We start from the raw sequence: 26,563 nt of genomic DNA on the forward strand, positions 1-26,563 counted from the left end.
GCGCGTCAGCGTCGCTCGAGCAGGTCGCGCGCGACGTCGAGCAGCCCGCGGGAGAGGCGCGCGTACCTGCCGCGCACGACGCCGGCGACCACGCCGGGCACCCGCAGCACGCGCGCGCGGGGCAGCTCGGCGCGACGCCGCTCGTGTGCGGCCTTCTCGTCGAGGATGCGGCGCTGCGCAGCGGTGCCGAGCCCGCGCGCCCTCGCCTCGCGCGCGAGCGACGTCGCACGCAGCGCCTTGCGCGCGTGCGCGCCCGAGTCGTCCTCGAGCAGCCGACCGACCTTCTGCCGCAGCGAGAGCCTGCGCACGCCGATCTGGTTCGCGCCGTGCTGGCGGTAGTCGATGGTCGGCGACGGGAGCAGGCGCACGCCGCCACCGAGCGCGCTCACGATCGCGAGCCACTCGTCGTGGATCCATCCCTCGGGCACGGGCAGCGCGGCGACGGCGGCGCTGCGGCGGACGAGCACCGTCGCCCCCGTGACGAGGTTGCGGCGCAGCAGCGCGTCGAGCGCGCGCCCGTCGGCCATGCGGGCGCGCTCCTCCTGCGTCGCCTCGAGGGAGTCGAGCAGCGTCGTGCCGAGCAGGGCGCCCTCCTCGTCGACGAGTCGCGCGTCCGAGTGGGCGAGGTCGACGCACTCGAGCGCCCGGAGCATCCGCTCGACCTTGTCCGGATGCCACACGTCGTCCTGGTCGCAGAGCGCGACGACGTCGCCGCTCGTGCGGCCGATGGCGTCGGCGAAGTTCGCGGCGACGCCGAGCGGCGGGTCGTGCCGCTCGAGAAGGATCGGCACGGTCGTCTCCGCGGCCACGCGCTCGACGATCGCGATGGTGCCGTCCGTGGAGGCGTCGTCGCCGACGACGATCTCGTCGACGGGGTGCGACTGGGCGAGGATGCTGCGCAGCTGCCGCTCGAGGAATCGCTCGCCCTGATGCGTGCAGAGGGCGACGCTGACGCGGGTCACAGCTCCGCGTGCAGGTGCCACAGCTGGGTGGCGGTCGTGGACCAGTCGAAGGCGCGCGCGCGGTCCTGGCCGAGCAGCGCGAGCCGCTCGCGCATCGGCTCGTGCTCGAGCACCTGCGCGAGGCCGTGGGCGAGGCGGTCGGCGTCCGAGGCGTCGCCCGCGAGCTGCACCGCGAGCGTCGCCTCGGCGGCGATCTCCTGGAGCGCCTCGGAGGCGGGGTGCACGACGGGCGTGCCGAGCGCGAGCGCGCCGAGCACCTCGGCGGCGAAGCCCGGGTCGGGATCCAGCTGGATGGCCGACGTCGCACCCTGCACGACCGCTGCGGCGTCCGCGTCCGCCACGTCGCCGAGCATGCGCAGGCGGGCGGGGCGCAGCCCTGCGGCGACCGCGAGCTCGGCGATGGTCGTGTCGCCGAACGCGACGGGGCCGAGGACGACGACCGGCACGTTCGGCATCGCACCGCTGGCCACGACGTCGACGAGCCGCTGCGCGTCGGCGAGCGCGCCCGGCGACGTCCAGGCGACGAGGTACTCGCCCGGCAGCCCGAGGTGCGCCCGGCGCGCCTCGGCGTCCGCGGGCGGCGTGGCCCAGCGCGGCGGACCACCCGCGACGACCCGCACGCGATCGCCGACGTCGTGCAGCTCCTCGAGCGCGGCGGCGTGCGCGTGCGTCGGCACGACGATGCCGTCGGCGAGCCGCACGGCGCGTCGCAGCGCACGGCGCTCCCATCGCTCCCGACGCCCAGCCGGGGCGGTGGCCGCCGGCAACCGGTGCACGGTGACGACGGACTGCACGGGCGTGCCCTCGCGCGAGCGCAGCGGCGCGAGCAGGCTCGTCGCGTGCAGGATGCCGTCGAAGCGCGCCGTCGTGAAGGAGTGCAGCCAGGCCTCGCGCAGCTCGCGCGGTGGCACCTTCGCGAAGGCCACCTCGAGGCCCGGCAGCAGCGCCGCGACGCGCTCGCGCTGCTCGGCGTCGGCGGCCGACGCGAACGGGGCGACCTCGACGCCTCGCGGCGCGGTCGCCGCGAGCGCCTGCGCGAGCGCGACGCCGTACCGGCCGACGGGCGACGTGCTCTGGCCGCCAGCGCGGTCGACCACGACGTGGACGATCGTCGATGCGTCAGCCACAGCGCGCCCCGGAGAGCACGACGGCGTCGCTGAGGCTCGCCGTCCCGCCGATGCCCTTGCGGTAGTCGGGGTCGATGCCGTCGAGGTACGCACCGATCGGCGCCGGGATGCACGCGGCCTGCGAGAGCAGCAGCGGCGCGTCGAGGTCGGCGGCGAGCGCGGCGGCGGCGAGGGCGTCGGGGAAGTTCGACCCGCTCGCGAGGAAGACGAACCGCGGCGCGGGGAACGAGTTGCGAGCGATCACGGCGCTCGTCGCGTAGCGATCCGCTCCGGCGTAGCGATCGACCCGCAGCAGCGCGTTCGTCTCGGGCACGCGCCATGCGGCGAGCTGCCGCTCGATCTCCGCCGACACGACGCCCGTGCCGCCGACGAGGATCGCGCGGCGCGCGTTCAGCTGGTCGACGACCTGCAGCAGCCGCGTCGCGTCGGTGCCGTCCACGAGCAGGATCGGGATGCCGGCGGAGCCCGCCGCGGCCGCGGCCGACAGCGCATCGGCGTAGCTCCCGCCCGTCGCGACGTAGACGGCGCCCGGGTTCGAGAACCGCTGCGTCGCCACCTGATACGAGGTCTCGTAGCGATTGGCGCCCGAGATCCGCGCGACCGTCGGGCGGCTCTCGATGCCGCGCAGGACGTCGATCTGCGCCTCGGGGATCGCGTTGGTGCCGCCGACGACGTAGATCGTCGTGGGTCGCAGCGATCGGATCTCGTCGAGCGTCGAGCTCGGCAGGCCGCCCGCGCTCGTGAGCAGCAGGGGAGCGCCGACCGTGCCGGCGGCGGCGGCCGCGGCGAGGGCGTCGGGGAACGACTCGCCCGTCGTGAGGTAGACCGTCGACGTCGTCGAGCCGGCGAACGAGTAGTCCGAGATGGCGACGGCCGTCGCGTAGCGATCGGGTCCTGAGATGCGCTGCGGCACGGGTCGGTCGACGGCCGAGGCCGCGGCGGCGGGCAGGACGGACGTGACCAGCACGGCTGCGGCGAGCGCAGCGAGCCCGGCGAGTCTCGACGGCATGGTTCGCTCCCCTCGGCGTGACGTACGCACGGTAGCCCGGCCGAGCGCCCCGGCCAGGGAGGCGCGGCGGCGATCCCTCGATCGCCCCGACGCGACGCAGCCACGCACCGGAGGACCGGGCGTGGCTGCGGGACGTGCTGCTAGAGGGCCGCGCGCTCCTTGAGCGGCTCCCACCAGGCGCGGTTGTCGCGGTACCACTGCACGACGTCGGCGAGACCCTGCTCGAACGGCACCTGCGGCTCGTAGCCGAGCTCCGCGCGGATCTTCGAGATGTCGACCGAGTACCGCAGGTCGTGACCGAGGCGATCGGCGACGCGGTCGACGTACGACCAGTCCTTGCCGGTCTTCTCGAGCAGCAGCTCGGTGAGCTCCTTGTTCGTCAGCTCCGTGCCGCCGCCGATGTTGTAGATCTCGCCGGCGCGACCGCTCACGAGCACCATCGCGATGCCGCGGCAGTGGTCGTCGACGTGCAGCCAGTCGCGGATGTTGTTGCCCTCGCCGTAGAGGGGCACGTGCTCGTCGTCGATGAGGTTCGTGACGAAGAGCGGAATGACCTTCTCGGGGAAGTGGTACGGCCCGTAGTTGTTGCTGCAGCGCGTGATCGACACGTTGAGGCCGTGCGTACGGTGGTAGGAGCGCGCGAGCAGGTCCGAGCCCGCCTTCGACGCCGAGTAGGGGCTGTTGGGCTCGAGCGGGCGCTCCTCGTCCCACGAGCCCTCCGCGATGGAGCCGTACACCTCGTCGGTGGAGACGTGGACGAAGCGCTGCAGGTCGTGGCGCAGCGCGGCGTCGAGCAGGCGCTGCGTGCCCACGACGTTCGTCTCGACGAAGACCGAGGCGTCGCGGACGGAGCGGTCGACGTGGCTCTCGGCGGCGAAGTGCACCACGGCGTCGACGGTCGGGATGAGCCGGTCGAGCAGGGCGTTGTCGCGGATGTCGCCGTGCACGAACTCGTAGCGCGGGCTGTCCGCCACGGGCGCGAGGTTCTGCTGGTTGCCCGAGTAGGTGAGCGCGTCGAGGACGACGACCTCGGCCCCCTCGAGCCCTGCGTACTGGTCCTGGAGCGTGCGACGGACGAAGTTGGAGCCGATGAATCCGGCCCCTCCGGTGACGAGGATCTTCACTGCTGCTGGTCTCTTTCGTGGTCCGAGCACGCGGGATCGGCGCGCGCCCGAGAGAGTCTAGCCGTCGCGGTGGGGTCAGTAGCCGCCGAAGTTCTGCGTCCAGTACCAGCGCCCGTCGCTGCCCTGCACGAGACCGACGCCGATGTGCGTGAGGTTCGGGCTCAGGATGTTCGCGCGGTGCCCTGCCGAGTTCATCCAGGCATCCATGACTCCCTGGGCGGAGGGCGAGCCGGTTCGTGCGATGTTCTCGGCGCAGCGTCGGAAGCCCATCGCGAAGGTCTCGTCGCAGAAGGTCTGCGAGTGGACCATCGACTGCTGCGCCGCCATCTGCCCGCTCCACGACTGCGCCATCGACATGAGCCCGCCGTGCGCGCCGAGCGACGGCACGCCGGCGGCGGCGCGCTGCTGGTTGACGAGCCAGATGAGCTCCTGCTGGATGGCCCCGACGTCGGGGCAGGCGTCGAGGTTGGCCGAGGCGTTCGTCACGACCGCGGTGCCGCCGACGACGACGACGTCGCGCGCGCCGAGGCGCTGCATCTCCTGACGCACCCCGGGCACCGGCATGCAGTGCCGCGTCGTGAGGTAGAGCGGCATGCCCTGCGACGCGGCGACGGTCGCCGCGGACAGGCCGTCGGGGAACGACTCGCCGCTCGCGAGCATGATGCGGGCGTTCGTGGTCGTCTGCGTGAACTGCGCGTTGATCGCGACCGCCGTCTGATAGCGGTTCGCGCCGGCGATGCGGTCGATGCCGCGGCCGGTGTCGTAGAGGATGCGCTGCACCCAGCTGTCCACCGCGGCGTTGCCGCCTGCGATGCGGAACGCCGTCACGCCCTCGAGGCGCGCCCCGATGAGCTGACGGAAGCGGTCGTCGCCCGCGGTGGCGAGCACGAGGCCGTGCCCGTAGCGCGCTGCGACGGCACCGGCGGCGAGCGCGTCCGCGAAGTTCGTGCCGCTCACGACCCAGACGTCGGAGGGCACGACGCCCTTCGTGCGCATCCGGTCGAGGAGCAGCATCGACGTCTCGACGCGGTCGGAGCCCGAGATGCGGGTCACGAGCGGCGCGAGCGACTGCGCCTGCTGCTCGACCGTGCTCGAGATGCTGCCGGTGCCGCCGACGATGACGATCTCGCTCGGCGCGAGCTGCGCGATGCGGTCGGCGACGGCCTGGGGCAGGCCCGTCGGCATCGTGAGCAGCAGGTTGCCGCGCTCGGCGGCGGCGACGGGACCCGCGGCGAGCGCATCCGCGAAGCTCGCCCCGGACGCCAGGAAGACGGGGCCGCCCGTCCAGCCGGTCGCGCGCGAGGCCGCGACGCTCGTCGCGTAGCGGTCGCTGCCGGAGATGCGGGTGATCGCGGCGTCGGCGGACGGCGCCGGGGCGAGCGTGATCGTGGTGGCGACGGCCGCTGCGGCGGCTGCCATGGCGAGCGTCCGACGAAGGCCGCGCATGGGTCCATTCCCTCCCGCGGCGGTGGGTCGACCGTCGCACGTCCCCCGAACGGAGATGCAGTGGGGGACAAGGTTCCCTGCCGACATGCTGCGTCACGCACAGCCCGCGGTCAAGCCCCGCATGGCTCGCGCATGGGATGCGGGAGAGCGGGCGGTCGCTAGCATCGTCGCGATGGGAGACGAGGCGGCTCGTCGCGGTCGCCGTTGGCGCCGCGCGCTGCAGCGATCCCTCGCGGCCCCGCCGCGAGCGCTGCGAGGCATCGATCGGAGCCTGCCCGTCGTCGTGATCTGCCAGTGGCGACGCGCGGAGGTCGTCGATCGGCTGCTCGCGGACCTCGCCGGGCAGCGGGACGTGCGCTGCACCCTCGTGCTCTGGTGCAACAATCCCCTCGCCGCTCCCGCGCTGCGCCGAGCCATCGCTCGGATGCCGGCCGGAGCGGTCGTCGACGTCCGGCTCGTGCGCAGCAGGTGGAACCTCGGCGGGCTCGCGCGATTCGTCGTCGCGCGGCATCTCGCGGACGCCGGCCATGCCGCGCCCTTCCTCACGATCGACGACGACATGCGGCTCGGATCGGGCGTCGTCGCGACCCTCGTCGCCGCTGCCGCGCCGCACCGCTACGCGGGCCACTGGGCATGGGCGCCCGTCGCCGACGACTACCACGAGCGACGGCTCGTCGCGGATGGCGAGCCCGCGGGCTACGTCGGCACGGGCGGCGCCGTGCTCGACCCGACGCTCGCCGACGACGCCTTCTTCGCGATGCTCCCCAACCGCTACGCCGCGGTCGAGGACCTCTGGGCGTCGATCGTCGCACGTCACCGGGGCTGGGACGTGCGGCGCGTCGCGCTCGAGGTCGAGTACGTGGACGACGGACGGGACCAGTACCGGGCGCTGCCGACCCGCAAGGCGGAACTGTGGCGGGATCGGGCGAGGCTCGTCGAGCAGCACGAGACCGACCTCGACGGCGACGTCGGGCTCGAGTCCGTGCGGCTGCGCGAGGCGATCGCCTGGGCACGTGCGGCCGTGCCGCGCGCGCTCTCGCGCCTCGCACGCCGCTGAGCCCGCACCGACGCGACCGCGGTCGCGGGGCAGCCGCGCACGGGGACTCGCCTAGACTCGACAGTCGCACGGACGGACGACGAGACGAGGCGACATGCGCGGCATCATCCTTGCCGGTGGATCGGGCACGAGGCTGTGGCCCATCACGAAGGGCATCTCCAAGCAGCTGATGCCCATCTACGACAAGCCGATGGTGTACTACCCGCTGTCGACGCTCATGATGGCGGGCATCCGCGAGGTGCTCGTCATCACGACGCCCGAGTACAACGAGCAGTTCAAGGCGCTCCTCGGCGACGGCAGCGATCTCGGCATGGACATCCAGTACGCCGTGCAGCCGAGCCCGGACGGGCTCGCGCAGGCGTTCATCATCGGCGAGGAGTTCATCGGCGACGAGTCGGTGGCGCTCGTGCTGGGCGACAACATCTTCCACGGCGTCGGCCTCGGCTCGAGCCTGCGCGCCCACGGCGAGATCGAGGGCGGACTCGTCTTCGCGTACCACGTCGCGAACCCGCGCTCGTACGGCGTCGTCGAGTTCGACGCCGACATGCGCGCGATCTCCATCGAGGAGAAGCCGGCGCAGCCGAAGAGCAACTACGCGGTGCCCGGCCTCTACTTCTACGACAACGACGTGATCGAGATCGCGAAGTCGATCCGCCCGAGCGCGCGCGGCGAGCTCGAGATCTCGACGGTCAACGAGCGCTACCTCGCCGCGGGTCGCCTGCAGGTGCAGGTCCTCGACCGCGGCGTCGCGTGGCTCGACACCGGCACCTTCGAGTCGATGATGCAGGCGAGCGAGTACGTGCGCGTCATCGAGGATCGTCAGGGCTTCAAGATCGGCTGCATCGAGGAGATCGCCTGGCGCGCCGGGTGGATCGACGACGCGCAGCTGGGCAGGCTGGCCGCGCCGCTCGTGAAGAGCGGCTACGGCCGCTACCTCGAGACGCTGCTCGCGTAGCGGCTACCAGGCCCCGACCGCGATCGCCGCGCGCAGCAGTCGCTGCTCGCGCGGACGCCGACGCAGCTCGGGCGTGAGCGCGGCGAGCTCGCGCCGAGCCGCCGCGTCGTCGCGCTCGAGCAGCTCGGCGACGTGCGCGAGCTCGACCCGCAGCGGTCCCGCCGCCACGTCGCTCGCGATGCGCGCCACGCGAGCGGCGTCGGCGCGGAAGGCGCCCGAGCGCAGCTGCCGCAGGCGGGCCAGCGCGCTGCGGACACCGACGTTCGCTCCGACGACGTTCGTGCCGTGCTGGCGGTAGTCGAGCAGCGACTCCTCGGCGATGGTCCAGCGCATCCCGGCCGCGCGGACGATGGCGTAGACGAGCCAGTCGTGCTGCGCGGCGTCGTCGACGCGCGCGTCGGTCGTCGCCACCTCGCGCACGCGTGCGAACGCTGCGGGGGAGAGGACGAAGGTGGAACCCGGACCGGCGCTCTCGCACACGAAGTCGAGCCTGCGCTGCGGGTGATGCTTCTCGATGAGCACGCGACGCCGCGGGTAGACGGCCGTGACGTTGCCGCTCGTGCCGTCGGCGTCGTCCAGCCTGGGCAGCTGCCTGGCGAGCCTGTCGAGGTGCCACACGTCGTCCTGGTCGGAGAAGGCGACGGCATCGGCGCCCGACACGTCCGCCTCGCGGATGAGGTGCAGGAAGTTGGCGATCGCCGAGCCGTAGGTGCCGCCGGGCAGCAGGACGACGCGCTCGTCGTGCACCGCCATGCGGGCGACGACGTCGCGCGTGCCGTCCGTCGACGCGTCGTCGGAGACGAGGATGCGCACGTCGACGTCCCGCTGGGCGAGGATCGAGCGCAGCTGCGCCTCGATCCATTGCTCGCCGTCGTGGCTCGCGAGGAGCACGTCGACCCTCGGCACCGCTCGCGTCCCCCATCCGTGCGGCCCGCGCCGCGCGGGGCCGAGCCTACCCGTGCCCCGAGCCGATCCCGGCCCGCTCCGCGGCTAGACTCGGCGGTCGGGCCGTCGGACCCGTCGACGGCGACCGGGAAGGGACGATCGCCGTGACCGCACGAGCCTCCGTCATCGTGCGGACCCGCAACCGCCCGCTGCTCCTCGAGCGAGCGCTCGCGAGCATCGCGGGGCAGACGATGCGCGACCTGCAGGTGGTCGTGGTCAACGACGGCGGCGACGCGGCGCGCGTCGAGGCGCAGCTCGAGCCCGTGCGCGACCGACTCGGCGACCTGCGGGTGGTGCACCACGAGGCGTCCGTCGGTCGTCCGCAGGCGATGCTCGCGGGCATGGCGCTGGCCGACGCGCCCGCGTTCGTCTTCCACGACGACGACGACTCGTGGGAGCCGGAGTTCCTCGAGCGCACCCTCGCCCATCTCGACGCGCATCCCGAGGAGGTCGGCGTCGCGACGCGCTGCACCGTGGTGTGGGAGGAGGTCGTCGACGGCGAGGTGCGCGAGCTGCGTCGCGAGGTGCTCTCGGACGGCATGACGCGCGTCGGGTTCATCGCGACGCTCACGCAGAACTCCACCCCGCCCATCTGCCTCGTGCTGCGCCGAGCCGCGTACGACGAGGCGGGCGGCTACGACCCGACGCTCGACGCGCTCGCCGACTGGGAGCTGCTGCTGCGCGTGCTGCGCCTCGGCCGCATCGGGCTCGTGGAGGGGCCGCCCCTCGCGCTGTGGCATCGGCGCGAGCATCAGCAGGGTCACGAGGGCAACAGCGTGCACGCGGAGGAGCACGTGCACGAGCGCTTCAACGAGACCATCCGCGACGACTACCTGCGCCGCAGCCTCGAGGACGACGCTCGCCTCGGCAACGCGCTGTTCGTCACGGCGCTGCACGACCGCACGCGCGCCGACGTCGCCGCCGTGCAGCAGCACCTCGCGGCGATCACGGCGCACCTCGACGCCCGCTTCGACGCGCAGCGCGCCCACCTCGAGGTCGTGGGCCTCGAGGTCGCGGCGCGCCACGCCGAGATCGAGGCGCTCCGCCAGGAGGTCGTGGCGCTGCGCGGCATGCTCGAGGCGCGCTCCGTGCGCGGCCGCCTCGCCGCGGGTGCCCGCCGCCTCGGCGGCGCCGGCCGACGCTGACCGACGCGCGTCCATGCGATACTGAGGAGGTTGCCCGGCCGCCTCGGAGGATGCGAGCGCGTCGTGCGTCGGGCGCGCAACGGGAGGAAGTCGTCACCGCCGTGCACCCAGCGACCATCGAACTGCGAGCACCCTTCGCCGACGCCTCGAAGCGAGCGATCCTCTATCTCGTCTACGACGAGCAGGGCGTGGTCGACGAGTACATCCCGCATGCGCTCCGGTCGCTGCGGCCCTTCGCGGATCACATCCTCGTCATCGTGAACGGGGCGCTGCAGGACGCGGGACGCGCCCTGCTCGAGGACGTCGCCGACGACGTGCTCGTGCGCGACAACGTCGGCTTCGACGTGTGGGGATACAAGGAGGGGCTCGCGCACCTCGGCGGCCGCGTCGACGAGTTCGACGAGGTCATCCTCATGAACTACACGTTCTTCGCGCCCGTGCGACCCTTCGAGCCGATCTTCGCGGCCATGGACGCGCGCGACGACATCGACTTCTGGGGCATCACGGACCACGGGCCCGTGACGCCGCATCCCTACCATCTGCGCGGCACGATGCCCTCGCACATCCAGTCGCACTGGATCGCCGTGCGCCGAAGCATCCTGCAGAGCGACGACTGGCGCGCGTACTGGGACGAGATGCCCGAGATCACGTCGTACGCCGACTCGATCACGCAGCACGAGTCGCGCTTCACGAAGCACTTCGACGACCTCGGCTACGACTACGCCGTGTCGTTCCCGCACCAGGACTACGGCAGCGTGCACCCGGTGTTCGAGAACGCCGAGCTGCTCATCCAGCAGGGCTGCCCCATCCTCAAGCGGCGCATGTTCTTCCACGACCCGCTCTACCTCGACAAGGAGGCCATCATCGTGCGCTGGGTCGTCGAGACCGCGTGCGCCGAGGGCTTCCCCGAGGACCTCATCTGGTCCAACGTCGTCCGCGCCGCCCAGCCGCGCGTGCTCAACACGAACGCGTCGATGCTGCAGGTCCTGCCGGATCAGGACGTGTCGTACGACCCGTCGAGCCCGCCGAAGGTCGCCGCGACCCTGCACGTCTTCTACGACGAGATGATCGACGAGATGCTCGACCGCATCGGCCATCTGCCGGTGCCGGTCGACCTGTACGTCACGACGACCGACGAGGCGAAGGCGGAGCGCATCCGCGCCGCCGTCGCGCTGCGCTCCAGCGATCGGATCGCGAGGAGCGAGGTGCGCGTGCTCGCCTCGAACCGCGGTCGCGACCTGTCCGGCTTCTTCGTCGGATGCCGCGACGTCCTCACCTCCGGCGAGTACGACCTGGTCGTGAAGATCCACTCGAAGAAGACCGTGCAGGCGGGCTACAACGCCGGTCACCTCTTCAAGCGCCAGCAGTTCGAGAACCTGCTCTCGTCGCCGGGCTACGCGGCGAACATGCTCGCCCTCTTCCAGCAGCAGCCGACGCTCGGCGTCGTCTTCCCGCCCATGATCCACATCGGGTTCCCCACCGCGGGGCGCGGCTGGTTCACGAACTACTGGAAGACCGCCGAGCTCATGCAGGACCTCGGCATCGAGGCGAGGCTCGACGACGTCTCGCCGCTCGCGCCGTACGGCGCGATGTGGGTCGCACGACCCGAGGCGCTGCTCAAGGTCACGAGCCGCGAGTGGACGTTCGAGGACTACCAGAGCGAGGCCGAGCACAAGGACGGCAGCCTCGCGCACCTGCAGGAGCGCATCGTCGCGTACGCGGCGGCCGATGCCGGGTACCACGTGCGCACGATCGCGAACGCCGAGCACGTGGCGATCAGCCACACCTTCATGGAGTACAAGCTGCAGGCGATGAGCGCGTACCTGCCCGGCTACCCCTACGAGCAGGTGCACTACCTGCAGCACATGGGACCAGGCGGCGACGGCTCGATCATCGGCGCTGCGAAGCAGATCGTGCGCGCGCGCCACCCCAAGGCCGCCGAGCGGCTCCGCCCCGTCTACGGCGTCGTCCGTGACACGTGGCGGAGGCTGCGACGACTGCCCAGGAGGAGCAGCTGATGCCCAAGACGCTCCAGGAGGCGTTCGACCCGCGCGCGAACAGCATCGGCTTCCTGCGCTGGCTCATGGCGTTCGCCGTGATCTTCTCGCACGCCGGACCGCTCGCCGGGTTCTACGGCGGCCGCGACCTCGGCACCCAGATCTCGTCCGAGCAGTCGATCGGCGGCGTCGCCGTCGCCGGCTTCTTCTTCCTCTCGGGCTTCCTCATCACGAAGTCCCGCATGGGATCGTCGACGATCTTCCGCTACTTCTGGCGCCGTGCGCTGCGCATCTTCCCCGCGTGGTGGCTCGCCCTGCTCCTCACGGGCTTCGTCCTGGCGCCGCTCGCGTGGCGGCAGGAGGCCGGCACGTGGGACGGCTTCTGGAACGCGACCGACGAGTCGCCATGGACGTACTTCTTCCACAACATGTGGCTCACGCTCGTGCAGAAGAACATCGCGGGCATGGGATCGACGATCCCCTTCGGCGCCGACCACGGCGGCTACGACTGGAACGGCAGCGCGTGGACGCTGCTCTACGAGTTCCGCGCGTACATCATCGTGGGCCTCCTGGGCCTCTTCGGCATGCTCTGGCACCGTTGGATCGGTGGCGCGGTCGCGGGCATCATCATCCTGCTCGCGTGCATGCAGTGGGCGTACGTCGGCAACCTGACGATGATCAACGGCCTCTTCGGCAACATCTTCTACCTGCTGCTGCTCGCGCCGTTCGCGTTCGGCATGCTGTTCGCGCTGTTCGGCGACAAGATCCCCATCGACGATCGCCTCGCGATCGCCGCGGTCCTCTTCGCAGGCGTCACGTACGCGTTCGGCGGATGGCTGTTCATCGGCCAGTACGCGTTCTGCTACTTCCTCATGTGGTTCGCGATCCGCGTGACCGCGCTGCAGGGCTGGGAGCGGCCCGGCGACATGTCGTACGGCATCTACATCTTCGCCTGGCCCATCATGCAGTTCGCCGCGTACTTCGGGCTGCAGGACGCCGGCTGGCTCGTCTACCACGTCGTGATCGTCGTCGTGGTGCACATCCTCGCCTTCGCGAGCTGGCACCTGATCGAGAAGCCGGCGCTGAGCCTCAAGAACTGGACGCCGCGCTGGCTGGCATGGCTGCTCGCCCGATGGAAGCCCGTCGAGGATCGCATCCGCGACCGCATCGTCGTGCCGGGCTTCTCGTCGACGCGCCGAGCGCGGGAGCTGGAGGCAGCGGCATGACCGCCGGCAGCGGCCACGACGTCCGCGTCGCCGAGGGCGTGCGGCCCATCGCACGGCTGCGCGGCCTGCGCTACGTCCCCCTCGTGATGCTCGTCGTCATCGCGATCGTGCTCACGATCGTCGGATTCGTCACGCAGCGCCAGCTGCAGGCGGGGTGGGACGCGGAGGCGGCACCGGTCGCGCTGCCCGACGAGGTGGCGCCGTCGACCCTCGCGGCGTCGTGCACGCCCGCCGTCGAGCAGCCCGAGCCGCAGCCGTGGCTCTCGGGCGACGCCGACCGCATCACGGCCGCGACCGCCGAGTGGGATGCCCACGCCGGCGAGATCGCGCAGCCGTGGATCCAGGGGCAGGACGGCATGGTCTTCTGGAGCGACGTGCAGGCGCTCAACATGTCGCAGGCGGTCGGAAGGCGCGTCCTGTCGCAGGCCGAGATCGACACGTGGGCTTCGTTCGTCGGCACCCTCGAGGCGGACCTCGCGGCGCAGGGCATCGAGCTGTACGTGACGATCGCGCCCGCGAAGTGGGACGTGTACCCCGAGCTCCTGCCCGAGTGGATGCAGCAGATCCGCGGCTCCGGCCCCTTCGACCAGCTGCTCGCGCTGCATCCCGAGCTGCCGTGGGTCGACGTGCGGCAGACGCTGCGCGACGCCGCCGGCACGGCCCCCGTGTTCCCCGACACGAACAGCCACTGGACCGACTACGGTGCTGCCGTGGCTTGGCAGCAGATGGCGACGTGCATGGCGGACTCGTCGCCCGCCCTCGCGGGCCTCACGCCCCCGACGATCGTCGACACCGTCGCCGAGGAGCCCTCGAACGAGTTCGAGCAGTACGGCGTGCCGGCGAGCGACGACTTCGTGGCCCCCGTGCTCGCCGAGCCGCTCGGCCCGGTCGAGGTCACCGCCGCCGACGGCTCCGTGCAGACCTACGCCGGCGACCAGGCGATGGGCTTCGACCCGCTGCCTGCCACGACGTCGAACCCCGCCGCGCAGCTCGACATGACGGCGCTCATCCTCCGCGACTCGATGGGCACCGCGCTCGCGCCGTACTGGCACGACGCGTTCCGCGAGACCGTCCAGGTGCGCCACAACGTCGACGCCCCCAGCACCATCCCCGACATCGGAGCGCTCGTGGAAGAGCATCAGCCTGAGGTCGTGATCCTCGAGATCGCACAGCGGCACCTCACCTTCCCGCCGCCGGCGCAGCCGTGAGCGCCATCGCCCTGACCGCGCAGGAGCGGCGCGCGAGGCGCAAGGAGGAGCGCGCGACCGCGTTCAGCCTCATGCGCAACCTCGCCCTGCGCGAGATCCGTGCCGAGTACAAGCGCACGGTCCTCGGCCGCGTGTGGTCGCTGCTGAACCCCGTCGCGCAGATCGCGATCTTCTCGCTCGTCTTCGGCCTGCTGCTGCGCCTGCCCGTGCCGACGGGCACGAACTCCGAGATCCACTTCTTCCCCCTGTGGATCGGCATCGGCGTGATCACCTGGGCGTACGTGTCGGGCAGCATCTCCGGCGGCATGTCGTCGCTGCTCGCCAACCAGGGACTGCTGACGAAGGTGTACTTCGAGCGGTCGGTGCTCGTCGTGTCGTCGATCGTGGCGAGCACGACGACGTACCTCACGGAGCTCGTCGTGCTCGTGCTCATCACGGCGCTCATCGGCGGACCCGCGGTGCTGCTGTACGTGCCGCTGCTCGTGCCGCTGCTGGCGCTCACCATCGCGTTCGTCATCGGACTCTCGCTCATGCTGAGCGTCGCGCTCGTCTACTTCCGCGACCTGCAGCACCTCTGGGCGATCTTCACGCAGATCTGGATGTACGCCTCGGGCGTCATGTTCCCCGTCGCGCTCGTCCAACAGGCGCAGGACCAGCTCGCGAGCGAGGGCGTCCTCCTCGACGGGCAGCCGCTGCCGCTCGTGACGATCTTCGAGCTCAACCCGACCGAGCGCATCCTCGCGGCGTTCCGCAACATCATCTACGACTACGCCGTGCCGAGCCTCGACACATGGCTCTACATCGGGGCGTGGTCCTTCGGGCTCCTCGTCGTCGGCGCCCTCGTGTTCCGTCGGTTCTCGCGCGACGTGGTGGAGGAGCTCTAGTGACCGAACCCGCCGTCGTCGTCGACCGCGTCTCCAAGTCCTTCCGCGTCTACCAGGAGCGCAACCAGTCGATCAAGGCCGCGGTCCTGCAGCGCGGTCGGGCGAAGTACACCGACTTCCACGCTCTGCAGGACGTGTCGTTCCAGATCCCGAAGGGCTCGACGTTCGGCCTGCTCGGTCGCAACGGCTCGGGCAAGTCGACCCTGCTCAAGGTGATGGCGCGCATCCTCAACCCCGACTCGGGCTCGATCGCGATGGACGGTCGCGTCGCGGCGATGCTCGAGGTCGGGTCGGGCTTCCACCCCGAGCTCTCCGGCCGCGAGAACGTCTACCTCAACGGCGCGATCCTCGGGATGCGCAAGGAGGAGATCGACCGCAAGTTCGATCGGATCGTCGAGTTCTCGGGCGTCGGCGACTTCATCGACCAGCCCGTCAAGAACTACTCGAGCGGCATGTACGTTCGCCTGGGCTTCGCGGTGTCGATCCACGTCGAGCCCGACATCCTGCTCGTCGACGAGGTGCTCGCCGTCGGCGACATGGACTTCCAGGAGAAGTGCCTCGAGAAGTTCGCCCAGTTCCGCGACGAGGGCCGCACGGTCGTCGTCGTCTCCCACGGACTCGAGCAGATGCGCTCGTTCTGCGACCAGGCCGCCTGGCTCGACCACGGCGTCGTCCAGGACGTCGGTCCCGCGCGTCGCATCGTCGACGAGTACGCGGACTCCAGCCACGCGGCGAAGCCCGTGGACGGCGGTGGGACGCGCTTCGGCTCGGGCGAGATGCTCGTGGAGCGCATCGAGCTGCTCGCGGCGGACGGCGGCGACGCCGGGGGCCTGCAGACGGGCGACGGCCTGCTCGTGCGCGTGCACTACCGCGCGCACGAGACCGTCGAGCGACCCGTCCTCGGCGTGTCGATCGGCACGCGCGAGGGCATCCACGTGTGGGGGACGCACGGATTCGACGCCGGCTGGGTGCCGGAGCGCATCGAGCCTGGCACCGGCACGATCGACGTGCACGTGTCGGGGCTGCCGCTGCTGCCGGGCATGTACGACGTCTCGACGGTCGTGCAGGACTTCCGTCGCACCGTCATCTACGACGCGTTCCAGCGCGGGGCGTCGTTCACGCTGCAGCGCGGCGAGCGCGACAACGCCGGCGGCATCGTGGCGCTCGACGCCACCTTCGGCGGCCTCGAGCCCGAGCAGCCGCTCGTGCCCCTCTCGCGGCTGCGCTGACCTTCAGCGGCGCCGGCATCGGCGTCCCGCGCGGGCTGCGTGGGACGCCCATCCGGCGCGCCCTTCCCAGCCTGCGTACCCCTGTCGCATAGCATCGGGTCACAGTCTCAGGAGGGAGGGGCTCCCATGCGCCGCTCCAGCACGCGATCCGCGCTCGTCGCGATCGCCGCCCTCGCGAGCGTCGTGGGCATGCTCCAGCCCGGCACCGCGACATCCGCCCAGGCGCTCCCCTCGGTCGCGAAGCCCGTCGCGGCGCAGGCGCAGGCGCTCCCCGCCGCCGAGCCCGTCGCGGCGCAGGCGCAGGCGCTCCCCGCCGCCGAGCCCGCCGCGGTCGCGAGCGTCGATGCCGCCGCCGCGCAGGTCGACGCCCCGGCGTCGGCCGAGCAGCAGGCGCCCGCCGCTGCCATCGCGCCGCTGCCCGCAGCGGCGGACTGGCGCAACTTCAACGCCGGCAACATCATCTCCGACGCCAACTTCTACGCGGGCGGCACGATGAGCGCCCAGCAGGTGCAGTCGTTCATCGAGAGCCGCAACTCGTCGTGCACGAGCGGCTACACCTGCCTGTACCAGTACTGGCAGGCGACGCCGACGATGGCCGGCAACGCCTACTGCCAGCCCATCGGGGGCTCCGGCGGCATGTCGGCCGCGCAGATCATCGCCGCGGTCGGCGCCGCCTGCAACATCTCGCAGCGCGCGCTCCTCGTCCTGCTCGAGAAGGAGCAGGGGCTCGTCACGAGCCGCGCGCCCGCACCCTGGCGCTACTCGAGCGCCACCGGCTTCGCCTGCCCGGACACCGCGCCCTGCGACTCGAGCTTCGGCGGCTTCTTCTACCAGGTGTACTACGCCGCGCGGCAGTTCAACGTCTACAAGACCTTCCCGACGAGCTTCAATCATCAGCCCGCGGCGTGGAACACGGTGCTCTACCACCCGAACAGCGCATGCGGCTCGAGCCGCATCTACGTCGCGAACTTCGCCACCGCGGGCCTGTACAACTACACGCCGTACCAGCCGAACTCGGCCGCCCTCGCGAACCTCTACGGCACCGGCGACGCGTGCTCCGCGTACGGCAACCGCAACTTCTGGCGGCAGTGGACCGACTGGTTCGGCGACCCCACGAGCGGCGCGAGCCTCATGCAGTCGTCGCAGGGCGGCGACGTCTTCCTCATCTCCGGGCAGACGCGCCACCGCTTCCGCAGCTACGACCTCTACCTGCAGTACCAGTCGCTCGGCCCCGTGCGCATCGTGAGCCTGCAGGAGATCGAGTCGTACGCGGACGGGCCGGACATCTCCCGTGCCGTGCAGGCGGCCGACGGCACCGCCTACTACGTCGACGACGGCAGGCTGCTGCGATTCCGCAGCTGCACGCAGGCGCAGGACTACGGCGCGGCGTGCGGCGGCCTGCCGCAGCTGACGTCGTCGCAGCTCGCGACGATGCGCGCGGGTCAGGAGTGGCTCAACCAGGTCGCGCGCACCCCGGACGGCGTCCAGTGGCTCGTCCAGGGCCAGCAGCGCCGCGAGATCGTCGACCTCTCCCTGCTGCCGCAGTACGGCATCCCTGCGCTCGCATCGAACCTCACCGCCTCCTCGGTGAGCGGCATGCGGCTCGGACCGCCCGTGCTCGGCCCCGGCGTGTACGCCACGGCGGCCGGCCAATGGGTGCGACTCATCACGGGCACCGGTGCCTGGGCGGTGTCGAGCGCGTCCGACGGGCTGCCGTTCACGCTCGCGGCACGCGACGTCACGGCCGCATCCCTCGCGCTCGTCGCCACGGGCAACGGCACGCTCCCGCTGCGGGTGCGCAACGGCTCCACGACCGCGATCCTCGCCGCGGACGGATGGCTGCGCGTCGATGCGGCGCAGATGGGCGGCACGAGCATGTTCACCGCGGTCGACGCCGCGACGCTCGAGGGCCTGCCGCAGACGTCGACGCCGACGCCGCCGTTCTTCCTGCGCGAGCGCGGCACGTCGACCACGACCTACCTCGTGTCCTCCGGCATCCTGCAGCCGATGGCGACGCAGGCGGACATCGACTGGGTCGTGCGGACGTACGGGGTCTCGTCGCGCGTGCACGTGGGCGCCGTCGGCGTGCTGCGGGACATGCCCATGGCAGCCCAGGTCGCCACGAGCCAGGTCGTGCGCACGGCGAGCGACCCCGTGTGGTACCTCGTCGACGAGGGGCGACGCTACGCGATCGCCGACTCCCGCATCCTCACGAGCCTCGGCCTGTCGACGAGCTCGACGCTCGTGTCGCCCGACGTCCTCGCCGCGCGCGGGCCCGTCGCGGGCACGCTGTCGTCGAACCTGATCTCCTGCGCCGGCACGACGTACTTCGCCTCCAACGGCTTCCGTCACGGCATCTCGGCCGCGGTCGCCGCCGAGTGGGGTCGCACGCCGCTGCCGCTCGCCGCCGCGACCTGCGCCCGCTCGACCCTCGTCGCCGGGGCGTTCGGGACGACGACGCTCGACGCGGCCGGCAACGCATTCCGCATCGACGGGGGCGGTCGCTACCTGCTGCAGGGCGCTGCGGCGCAGGCTGCGCGCGACGGCCTGGCCGTCTCGCGCGCCGACGCCGCGATGCTCGCGCAGCTGCCCGTGCGGGGCACGATCACGCAGGCCGCAGCCGCCGGCTCGTTCGTGCGGCTGCCGTCCGGGACGGTCGGGTACTACGACGGCACGACGATCCTGCCCTTCTCGACGCCGGGCCTCGCGGTCGGCTTCGGCGGTGGCGCGCCCACGGCCATCGACGCGACGTTCGCGTCGCTCTCGACGACCGGCACGACCATCTCGACCCCTGCGGTCCGTTGCGGCACGACCGTCGGCTTCGCCGTCGGGGGTCGACTCATGCCCTACGCGTCCTCCGCGGTCGCCAGCGCCTGGAACGTGTCGCACACGACGATCCCGTCCGCCCTCTGCTCGGTGCTGCCCGCCGGCTCCCCCGTCACCCAGTACGTCACGGTCTCCGGACGCACGTGGCTCGTCGAGGGCGGCACGAGCCGAGAGCTGCTGACGCAGCGCGCGATCGACCGCCTGGGCGCACCGCTCGTGGGCATCACGCCCGTCACGGGGGAGGTCGTGGGGCTGCTCCGCGCAGGGCAGCCGATCCCGCGCTGACGGCGCTCGCGCGTCGGCGCCCTCGCGGGCTCGGCGTCGCGAGGGTGGTCAGCGCGCTGCGTGCGCCGCCATGATGCGACGGATGAGCGTCGCGTCGCCCCACACGCCGGGGGAGTCGTACGGGCGATCGGGGAAGGCGCCGTACTCGAGCTCGATGTCGAGGTCGTGCTCCGCGATGTAGCCCGTCACGCGCGACGCGAGCGACTCGGGCTCGCCGGTGCAGCAGTTGATGACGCCGTCGATCTCCGACTGCTCCGAGACCGCGGCGATCTGCCTGCCGAGCTCGTCGACCGGGATGAAGTCGTAGAGCGTCCTGCCGGTCGTGAAGGGGAACGTGCGCTTGCCCTCCGCGGCCGCGGCGAGCAGCTTCGCGAAGATCGACTGGCCGCCCTCGTCGTCGCCGTAGATGTAGTAGCAGCGCAGCCACGAGACCGAGAGGTCGTCGCGACCGGCGAGCGCCGCGAGCGTCCAGCGGCGCAGCGCATCCTTCGCGATGCCGTAGAGGGTCGTGGGGTTCGTCGGGGTGTCCGCGTCGATCGCGCCCTCGACGTAGCCGATCTCGTGCATGGTGCCGAGCACGGCGAGCCGGTCGAGGCTCGGCCAGTCGGCGACCTGCGTGAGGAGGCGCACGTGCGACGAGAGCAGCTCCATGTGCGACGGAGCCGCGTGCCGGAAGCCGTCCTGCCACGCGAGGTGGATGAGGGCCGTCGGGCCGGTCTCGCCGAGCCGGGCGACGCCCGCCTCGTCGCCGAGCACGTCGAGCTCGAGGCGCGTGGCCCGCTCGTCCACCTGGGCGCTCGAGCCGGGACGGACGACCGCGGTCACGGCCACGCCGTCGTCGAGCAGCGCCCGCACGACGTGCCGTCCGACGTAGCCTCCGGCACCCGTGACGACCGTGCGCTCCGCGTTCGACATGCGACCTCCATCGTGGCTCGGCCACGAGCCTACCGGGGTCGCGCGGTGCGCTCGTCAGCCCGCGGGCGGGCGCACGTCGAGCGCCGAGCGCCATGTGATCTGGTGCGACGCCTTCACCGCGCACACGACGACGAGCAGCCAGCCGAGCTCGAAGAGCATGATGCTCGTGGCGAAGCCGGATGCGACCATGACGGCGAGCACGACCGCTGGCCACACGTAGACGACCGACCGCTTGCGCGACGCGAGCAGCCACGACCGGCCGGTGGCGGCGGCGAGCGCGAGCAGGAAGATCGCGAAGCCCAGCGCCCCGACCTGCACGAGCGCGTCGATGTAGGCGCTCGACGCGTCCACGACCTGGCGCGACTGCACGTTGGCGATCTCGGAGTAGGGCGCGACGTCGAGGTTCCACCTGCCGACGAATCCGCGCCCCTCGAGCCACTGCGACTGCACCCGCTGCAGGGCGAGGACCTGCCGCCACACGTCGATGCGGTACAGGGCCTCCGTGGTGCCCCCCAGCAGGTCGACGAGCGGCCAGCGAGCCGCGTAGACGACGACGCCGACCGCGACGCCGACGAGCGCGACGGCGACCTGGCGGCTCGTGCGCAGGGCGGGCTGCGCGGCTCGGATGAATGCGAGCGCGCCGTAGGCTGCGACGGCGACGAGCGCGAGGACGAGCGCCGTCGACGAGCGGCTGAGGAGCAGCGCCGCGACGGCTCCGGCGACCCACGCGAGCCCCGGCCACAGCGGCATCGACCGCATCCGCAGCTCGACGACGAACGTCACGAGCGCGAGCACGGCGACGATGCCCATGAGCTCGGCGCGCCCCATGAGGCCCTGCACGGGGCCGAGGCGGATGAGGTTGCCGTGCACGCCGAGGCCCGGCAGCGGCATGTCGAGCACGATGCCGAGCAGCATCTCGATGACGAACGAGCCCAGCAGGACGAGCCGCAGGACGCCGCCGAACGCGCGCACGATCTGCGAGATGTCCCGCGTGAGCGCGACGTAGGCGCCGAGCAGGCCGAAGGCGACGAGCTCGAGCACGCCGAGCGCCGCCGCGCCGGTGTAGCGGGACCAGACGATCGACAGCGCTGCGTACGCCACGAAGGCCGCGAGCGTGATCGGCACGTAGCGCACCTCGAGCTCGAGCCGCATCGACCACAGCGAGCCTGCGGCGAGGACGACGAGCACGGCGAGGACGCCGGCGAGGCCCGCCCAGCCCGACAGCCGCACGATGAGGGGCGCGAGCACCGCGACCCCGATCGACGTCGCCGTGAGCGCCTGGATGAAGCGCGCCTGACCCAGCAGGTGGTCGGCGACCTCGAGGAAGCGGCTCACGCGGCGACCGCCCGGGAGCGGCTGCGCGCCGGCAGCAGCCAGGCGAACGCGACGAGGAGGGCGAAGCCGAGCTCGATGAGGGGCCGCGACTCCGCGAGCCCCTGCGCGAGGAGCGCGACGAGCACGAGCAGCGGCGCCGCCCGCAGGCCCGCGTCGCCCGCGGACGCGTCGCGGAGCCAGCGCACGGCTCCGACGAGCGTCGTCGCCTGCAGGGCGAGCCAGGCGAGGAGGCCGACGACGCCGATCTGCATGAGCACGTCGAGCACGACGGAGTGCGCCTGCAGGTACACGACGCCGTCGTGCACCGCGAGGTCGTCGTACGGCGCGGCGAACGGTGGCCAGTAGCCCACCCATCCCGTGCCCACGACGGGGCTGCGCAGCCACTCGGCGACGACGGCGGCCCAGATGTCGGTCCGGCCCGTCAGGTCGCCGTCGCGACCGACGAGCCCGAGCAGCACGTCGCGCAGGACGAGGACGCTCGCGACCGCGGCGACGGCGAGCGCGCCGACGGCGACGAGCGTCCAGCGGAAGGCGCGCATGGGGAGCCGTCGCCAGGCGACGACGAGCGCGGCGACGACGGCGACGACGCCGAGCGCGGCGAGGACGGTCGCCGATCGCGTCAGCGCGAGCGTGACGAGCGGCAGGGCCACCCATGCCGGCCACGCGCGCAGCCTGCGCGACGCGGCGAGGCAGCCGGCGAGCACGAGCGCGAGCAGCGCGAGCATCGCCAGCAGGTTGGCGTTGCCGACGATGCCCTGGATGCGGCCGCCCTCGAGCAGCAGGCCGCGCGACCATGCGAACGCGGCGGGCGAGTCGGGTCCGTAGGACTCGACGCCGGGCATCGGCACGAGCGGGTACAGGCGACCGCCGACCAGCAGCGCGACGGCGAGCTCGAAGACGATCGAGACGACGAGGATGCCCTGGAGCACGGCATGCGCCAGGCGCAGCAGGCGCTCGAGGTCGAGCTGCGCCAGCAGCACCCCTGCGATCGCGGTCGCGACCTGCAGCGTCGCCCCGAGCAGCGTCGCGAGCGGCGCGACCGCCCAGATCGCGGAGAGCAGCATGAGGGCGAGCAGCATCGCGAGCGCGACCGGCGTCGCGCGCAGTCGCGCGCGCGCTCGGACGAGGACGACGACCGCGGCGACGAGCGTGAGCCCGCAGAGCACCGCCCAGCCGGCGTAGCCCACCGTGTAGCGCACGGCGTCGCCGGCGGCGAGGAGCGCGATCGCCCAGCCGGCCAGCAGCGATGCCGGCCGGGGAGTCATGCCGTCCATCGTCGCACGCGGGCGCGCGGCCATCCGGCAGGCGCTCCCGCTGCGAAGCACCATCCGGACGCCTCCCGTTCATGTCCCACCGCATCGCATGTGCCATGATCGGGCGACCCGACGACCGAGAGGAGCGGGCGTGCCTGGCACCATCGTGCTCGTCCCGACCTACGACGAGCGGGAGTCGCTCCCCGTGACGCTGCGCCGGCTGCTCGACGCGGTCCCGGACGTCCACGTGCTCGTGCTCGACGACGCGAGCCCGGACGGCACGGGCGCGCTCGCCGATGCGATGGCCGCGGACGACGCGCGCATCGCCGTGCTGCACCGCCCCGGGAAGCAGGGGCTCGGCGCCGCCTACGTCGCGGGCTTCCACGAGGCGATCTCGCGCGGCTACGACGTCGTGGTCGAGATGGACGCCGATGGCTCGCACCCGCCCGAGACGCTGCCCGCCATGCTCCGCGAGGTCGAGGGCGGTGCGGACCTCTCCATCGGCTCGCGCTGGGTGCGCGGCGGCAGCGTCGTCGACTGGCCGATGCGCCGCGAGCTCCTGTCGCGCGGTGCGAACGTGTACGCGCGCCTCCTGCTGGGCATCCCCGTCCACGACGTCACCGCCGGGTTCCGGGCCTACCGCACGTCCCTGCTGCGCGAGCTCGATCTCGAGGCGATCGACTCGCGCGGCTACGCCTTCCAGATCGAGATGACGATCGCGGCCTCCGACGTCGGTGCACGCATCGTCGAGGTGCCCATCGCCTTCGTCGAGCGCGCCGCAGGCGTCTCGAAGATGTCGGGCTCCATCGTGCTCGAGGCGCTCGTGAAGGTCACCGGGTGGGGCCTGGGCCGTCGGCTCGCCCGCGCTCGCAGGCGCTCCCGAGTGCTCTGACCCGCGGACCCGCCCCGCGTAGCATCGATGCGGCGCCCATCGCGAGGGTGGGGCCGGGAGGAGCGGCGTGCAGGCGAGGGGCGTCGGACGCGCCACGGCGATCGTGGCGAGCGTCCTCGGCGCCGTAGCGATCGCGTTCATCCTCGTCGGGCGCATCGACGCGCAGAGCGTCGGCGGCGACGAGCACACCTACCTGGAGGCCGGGCTCGCGTACATGCGCGGCGACCTCTCGCCCAACCCCGAGCATCCGCCGCTCGCGAAGCTCGTGCTGGGAGCCTGGCAGTCGCTGGTCTTCGAGGGCGCGGTCGCAGGCAGGCTCCTCGTCGCGGCGATGGCGCTCGGCACCGCCTCGGCGATCTGGTGGATGCTGCGCGGCGAGCTCGGCGCGCGCGCCGCGATCGTGCCGGCCGTCGTGGTCCTCGTCGCCGATCACACCGTGCACGGCGATCGGATCGATCGGCTCGTGACGCTCGAGGCGTTCGTCGTGCTCGGCAGCGCCTGGGCGTTCGCGTTCGCCTGGCGCTGGCGGCGCGGCGGCGGCGCCGGCTGGCTCGCGGCCTCGGGCGCGGCGATGGCGGCCGCGTGCCTCTGCAAGGTCTCGGCGCTCGTCCTCGTCCCTGCCTTCCTCGTCCTCCTCGTCGGTCCGGGTCGACCGGGAGCGCGTCGCGCGCTCGTCGGCATCGGGCTGTTCGCTGCGGCGGGCATCGCGCTCGCCGCGGCGGTCCTCGTGCCCTTCGGCGGCGTCGCCGCGGTGCAGGCGATGGCCGACTACCAGCTCGCGCACGCGCAGGGTGGCCATGCCGTGCGCATCGACGGCGTCGTGCACGCCGCCGCGCCGTGGTGGGCGACCTTGCGCTTCGCCCTCGACGGCACCGGCATCGTGCCCTCCATCGGCATCGTGCTGGGAGCCGCGACCGCCTGGCTCGCGCGCCCGGCGCGCGCGCTCGTCGCGACCCTGACGACCGCGACCGCGCTCTCCATCGTCGCCCTGTCCGCGTCGCCCGTCGCGCTGCCGCAGTACCTGCTCGGCTGGATCTGGATGCCGACCGCGCTCGCCGGGGTCGGGCTGGTCGAGCTCGTGCGTCGCGTGCGCGTCGCGACGTCGTGGACGCCGCGACGGATCGGCGCGGCCGCCGCCGCCGTCGTCGTCGGGATCGGCGCGGCGTGGAGCGGGACGGCGTCGTTCGTCCGCGTCGCGCTCACCGAGCGCGACGCGGTCGACCTCGCCGTCGAGACGTTGCTCGAGCTCGACGCCGAGCCCGTCGTCTACGTGCCGGGGCACGACGGCTGGAACGCGCGCGCCCAGGAGGGCGTGACCGTCGTCGGCGATCCGTCCGCGCAGGGCATCACCGCCGTCATCGTCGGCGACGACCAGCGAACGACGCCCGATCCCGCACTGCTCGCGTTCCTCGACGATCCCGACACGTGCGTCGGCGGGCTGCAGGTCGTCGAGGGCTGGCTCGTATGCGACCTGGGCGGCGAGCTCGTCGTGACCGAGGATGGCTTCGCCGTCGCCGGCGGCTGACGCTCGTGCGTCGGGTCAGACGAACGCAGCCCGTCCCGTGATCGCGCGTCCCACGATGAGCTGGTTCATCTGGAACGTGCCCTCGTACGAGTAGAGCGCCTCGGCGTCGGCGAAGAAGCGGGCGACGTCGTGGTCGGTCACGATGCCGTTGCCGCCGCACACCTCGCGGCACCACGCGACGACCTCGCGCATCCGCGCCGTGGCGTAGGCCTTCGCGAGCGCCGAGTGCGCGTCGTCCTGGCGGTCCTCGTCCTGCATGCGCGACACCTGCACGCACAGCGCGATGGACGCCGTGATGGCGCCGAGCGACTTCGCCAGCAGGTCCTGCACGAGCTGGTGCCCGGCGATGGGCTCGCCGAACTGCTCCCGCTCGCTCGTGTAGCGCACGGCCGCCTCGTAGGCGCCGGCCATGACGCCGACCGCCGCCCACGCGACCTCCGCCCGCGTGAGGCGCAGCACGCGCGCGGTGTCGCGGAACGACTCCGCGCGCTGCAGCCGCAGCGACTCGGGAACGCGCACGCCGTCCAGCACGATGTCGGCGTTCTGCACCATCCGCAGCGCGATCTTGCGCTCGATCTTCGTCGCCTGGAAGCCGGGCGTCGTCGTGGGCACGATGAATCCCTTCACCTGCCCGTCGGCGACGTCCTTCGCCCAGACGATGACGACGTCGGCGAACGTCGCGTTGCCGATCCATCGCTTCGCGCCGTCGAGCACCCACTCGTCGCCCTCGCGACGCGCGCTCGTGCGCAGGCCGCGTGCGGCGTCGGACCCGGAGAGCGGCTCGGTGAGGCCGAAGGCGCCGAGGACCTCGCCCGAGGCGAGGCGCGGCAGCCACTCGGCGCGCTGCTCGGGCGAGCCGCACGCGCCGATCGAGCCGGCGGCGAGTCCGTTCTGCACGCCGACGAACGTCGACAGCGACGCGTCGACGCGCGCCATCTCGAGCGCCGCCCAGCCGCGGTAGACGGCCGAGGCGGGGAAGGTCTGCGTCTCCTCCCACGAGTGCCCGAGCACGCCCGTCGCCGCGATGGCGGGGATGACGTCCATGGGGAACTCGTCGCGGTGCCAGTGCTCGTCGATGACGTCGCGCATGGGCTCCATGGCCTCGCGCAGCACTGCGATCGCCTCCTGCTCGCGCTCGGTGAGCTGCGACTCCAGACGATAGAAGTCGCTGGGCAGCGGGGTGAGGGTCATGGGGCTCCTTCGACGCACGATCGGATG

General features: G+C 72.4%; 21 protein-coding genes. 11 read left to right on the forward strand and 10 right to left on the reverse strand.

The window, feature by feature from the left end; genetic code table 11:
- Positions 1–5: 5 nt before the first annotated feature.
- The 5 genes from C1N71_RS14880 to C1N71_RS03685 all read right to left on the reverse strand — a co-directional run bounded on the left by C1N71_RS14880 (position 6) and on the right by C1N71_RS03685 (position 5,641).
- On the reverse strand, positions 6–962 hold the full coding sequence (locus tag C1N71_RS14880) for a glycosyltransferase family 2 protein (RefSeq protein ID WP_175414083.1): 957 nt from the start codon (positions 960–962) through the stop codon (positions 6–8).
- The gene (locus tag C1N71_RS03670) at positions 959–2,059 is read right to left on the reverse strand and encodes a glycosyltransferase (RefSeq protein ID WP_175414084.1); all 1,101 of its coding nucleotides are present in this window, start codon (positions 2,057–2,059) and stop codon (positions 959–961) included. Before C1N71_RS03670 ends, C1N71_RS14880 begins: the two co-directional genes overlap by 4 nt.
- Before the next feature lie 22 nt (positions 2,060–2,081).
- Positions 2,082–3,098, reverse strand: a complete 1,017-nt coding sequence (locus tag C1N71_RS03675) for a cell wall-binding repeat-containing protein (protein ID WP_137755176.1) — start codon at positions 3,096–3,098, stop codon at positions 2,082–2,084.
- 140 nt (positions 3,099–3,238) lie between these two features.
- A complete protein-coding gene (gene rfbB, locus C1N71_RS03680; protein WP_137755177.1) occupies positions 3,239–4,222 on the reverse strand; it encodes a dTDP-glucose 4,6-dehydratase in 984 nt (327 codons plus the stop codon).
- A 75-nt stretch (positions 4,223–4,297) separates the two neighbouring features.
- Positions 4,298–5,641 carry a cell wall-binding repeat-containing protein gene (locus C1N71_RS03685; RefSeq protein ID WP_175414085.1) on the reverse strand — a complete coding sequence of 448 codons (1,344 nt, stop codon included), beginning with the start codon at positions 5,639–5,641 and terminating at the stop codon, positions 4,298–4,300.
- Positions 5,642–5,840: 199 nt separating this feature from the next.
- Here C1N71_RS03685 and C1N71_RS03690 point away from each other — a divergent pair, with 199 nt between their 5' ends.
- Together C1N71_RS03690 and rfbA are read left to right on the forward strand one after the other, a co-directional pair.
- Positions 5,841–6,725, forward strand: a complete 885-nt coding sequence (locus tag C1N71_RS03690; protein WP_137755179.1) for a hypothetical protein — start codon at positions 5,841–5,843, stop codon at positions 6,723–6,725.
- 94 nt (positions 6,726–6,819) lie between these two features.
- Positions 6,820–7,680 carry a glucose-1-phosphate thymidylyltransferase RfbA gene (gene rfbA, locus C1N71_RS03695; RefSeq protein ID WP_137755180.1) on the forward strand — a complete coding sequence of 287 codons (861 nt, stop codon included), beginning with the start codon at positions 6,820–6,822 and terminating at the stop codon, positions 7,678–7,680.
- A 3-nt stretch (positions 7,681–7,683) separates the two neighbouring features.
- Here rfbA and C1N71_RS03700 read toward each other — a convergent pair whose 3' ends face one another.
- A complete protein-coding gene (locus tag C1N71_RS03700) occupies positions 7,684–8,571 on the reverse strand; it encodes a glycosyltransferase (protein WP_175414086.1) in 888 nt (295 codons plus the stop codon).
- Positions 8,572–8,729: 158 nt separating this feature from the next.
- Between C1N71_RS03700 and C1N71_RS03705 the strand changes: the two genes are divergently transcribed.
- From C1N71_RS03705 to C1N71_RS03735, 7 genes are all read left to right on the forward strand, one after another.
- Positions 8,730–9,770 (forward strand): glycosyltransferase family 2 protein, encoded by a 1,041-nt coding sequence (locus C1N71_RS03705; protein ID WP_137755182.1) that lies wholly within the window; start codon positions 8,730–8,732, stop codon positions 9,768–9,770.
- Between the two features lie 101 nt (positions 9,771–9,871).
- The gene (locus tag C1N71_RS03710) at positions 9,872–11,788 is read left to right on the forward strand and encodes a rhamnan synthesis F family protein (RefSeq protein ID WP_175414087.1); all 1,917 of its coding nucleotides are present in this window, start codon (positions 9,872–9,874) and stop codon (positions 11,786–11,788) included.
- Complete coding sequence (locus C1N71_RS03715; protein ID WP_137755184.1) at positions 11,788–12,993, forward strand: acyltransferase family protein; 1,206 nt, start codon at positions 11,788–11,790, stop codon at positions 12,991–12,993. Before C1N71_RS03710 ends, C1N71_RS03715 begins: the two co-directional genes overlap by 1 nt.
- Positions 12,990–14,201 carry an alginate O-acetyltransferase AlgX-related protein gene (locus tag C1N71_RS03720; protein ID WP_175414088.1) on the forward strand — a complete coding sequence of 404 codons (1,212 nt, stop codon included), beginning with the start codon at positions 12,990–12,992 and terminating at the stop codon, positions 14,199–14,201. Before C1N71_RS03715 ends, C1N71_RS03720 begins: the two co-directional genes overlap by 4 nt.
- Positions 14,198–15,085, forward strand: coding sequence for an ABC transporter permease (locus C1N71_RS03725; protein WP_254678084.1), 888 nt, complete (start codon positions 14,198–14,200; stop codon positions 15,083–15,085). Before C1N71_RS03720 ends, C1N71_RS03725 begins: the two co-directional genes overlap by 4 nt.
- A complete protein-coding gene (locus C1N71_RS03730; protein WP_254678085.1) occupies positions 15,085–16,314 on the forward strand; it encodes an ABC transporter ATP-binding protein in 1,230 nt (409 codons plus the stop codon). Before C1N71_RS03725 ends, C1N71_RS03730 begins: the two co-directional genes overlap by 1 nt.
- 126 nt (positions 16,315–16,440) lie before the next feature.
- Positions 16,441–19,425, forward strand: a complete 2,985-nt coding sequence (locus tag C1N71_RS03735) for a hypothetical protein (protein WP_137755187.1) — start codon at positions 16,441–16,443, stop codon at positions 19,423–19,425.
- Between the two features lie 48 nt (positions 19,426–19,473).
- Here the strand turns inward: C1N71_RS03735 and C1N71_RS03740 are convergent, their stop codons facing one another.
- From C1N71_RS03740 to C1N71_RS03750, 3 genes are read right to left on the reverse strand one after another with little or no spacing between them, the layout of a single operon-like run.
- Positions 19,474–20,340, reverse strand: coding sequence for an NAD-dependent epimerase/dehydratase family protein (locus tag C1N71_RS03740; RefSeq protein WP_137755188.1), 867 nt, complete (start codon positions 20,338–20,340; stop codon positions 19,474–19,476).
- 54 nt (positions 20,341–20,394) lie between these two features.
- Complete coding sequence (locus C1N71_RS03745; RefSeq protein WP_137755189.1) at positions 20,395–21,675, reverse strand: O-antigen ligase family protein; 1,281 nt, start codon at positions 21,673–21,675, stop codon at positions 20,395–20,397.
- Positions 21,672–22,940 carry an O-antigen ligase family protein gene (locus C1N71_RS03750; RefSeq protein ID WP_175414089.1) on the reverse strand — a complete coding sequence of 423 codons (1,269 nt, stop codon included), beginning with the start codon at positions 22,938–22,940 and terminating at the stop codon, positions 21,672–21,674. Before C1N71_RS03750 ends, C1N71_RS03745 begins: the two co-directional genes overlap by 4 nt.
- Before the next feature lie 139 nt (positions 22,941–23,079).
- On the opposite strand from C1N71_RS03750, the gene C1N71_RS03755 reads away from it, so the two are divergent.
- Both C1N71_RS03755 and C1N71_RS03760 read left to right on the forward strand, forming a co-directional pair.
- Positions 23,080–23,820, forward strand: coding sequence for a polyprenol monophosphomannose synthase (locus tag C1N71_RS03755; RefSeq protein WP_441297164.1), 741 nt, complete (start codon positions 23,080–23,082; stop codon positions 23,818–23,820).
- 67 nt (positions 23,821–23,887) lie between these two features.
- Positions 23,888–25,345: a glycosyltransferase family 39 protein gene (locus tag C1N71_RS03760; RefSeq protein ID WP_137755192.1), complete on the forward strand. Its 1,458-nt coding sequence runs from the start codon at positions 23,888–23,890 to the stop codon at positions 25,343–25,345.
- Positions 25,346–25,360: 15 nt separating this feature from the next.
- On the opposite strand, the gene C1N71_RS03765 is transcribed toward C1N71_RS03760, so the two are convergent.
- The gene (locus tag C1N71_RS03765; RefSeq protein ID WP_137755193.1) at positions 25,361–26,536 is read right to left on the reverse strand and encodes an acyl-CoA dehydrogenase family protein; all 1,176 of its coding nucleotides are present in this window, start codon (positions 26,534–26,536) and stop codon (positions 25,361–25,363) included.
- Positions 26,537–26,563: the final 27 nt, after the last annotated feature.

Origin of the sequence: Agrococcus sp. SGAir0287 (assembly GCF_005484985.1) — a bacterium.
Taxonomy (GTDB): domain Bacteria; phylum Actinomycetota; class Actinomycetes; order Actinomycetales; family Microbacteriaceae; genus Agrococcus.

Coding starts and splice junctions, on each gene's coding strand:
- C1N71_RS03675 (WP_137755176.1), bottom strand. CDS start 3,098: ATGCCGTCGAGACTCGCCGGGCTCGCTGCGCTCGCCGCAGCCGTGCTG.
- C1N71_RS03685 (WP_175414085.1), bottom strand. CDS start 5,641: ATGGCAGCCGCCGCAGCGGCCGTCGCCACCACGATCACGCTCGCCCCG.
- C1N71_RS03690 (WP_137755179.1), top strand. CDS start 5,841: ATGGGAGACGAGGCGGCTCGTCGCGGTCGCCGTTGGCGCCGCGCGCTG.
- rfbA (WP_137755180.1), top strand. CDS start 6,820: ATGCGCGGCATCATCCTTGCCGGTGGATCGGGCACGAGGCTGTGGCCC.
- C1N71_RS03715 (WP_137755184.1), top strand. CDS start 11,788: ATGCCCAAGACGCTCCAGGAGGCGTTCGACCCGCGCGCGAACAGCATC.
- C1N71_RS03720 (WP_175414088.1), top strand. CDS start 12,990: ATGACCGCCGGCAGCGGCCACGACGTCCGCGTCGCCGAGGGCGTGCGG.
- C1N71_RS03735 (WP_137755187.1), top strand. CDS start 16,441: ATGCGCCGCTCCAGCACGCGATCCGCGCTCGTCGCGATCGCCGCCCTC.
- C1N71_RS03740 (WP_137755188.1), bottom strand. CDS start 20,340: ATGTCGAACGCGGAGCGCACGGTCGTCACGGGTGCCGGAGGCTACGTC.
- C1N71_RS03750 (WP_175414089.1), bottom strand. CDS start 22,940: ATGACTCCCCGGCCGGCATCGCTGCTGGCCGGCTGGGCGATCGCGCTC.
- C1N71_RS03765 (WP_137755193.1), bottom strand. CDS start 26,536: ATGACCCTCACCCCGCTGCCCAGCGACTTCTATCGTCTGGAGTCGCAG.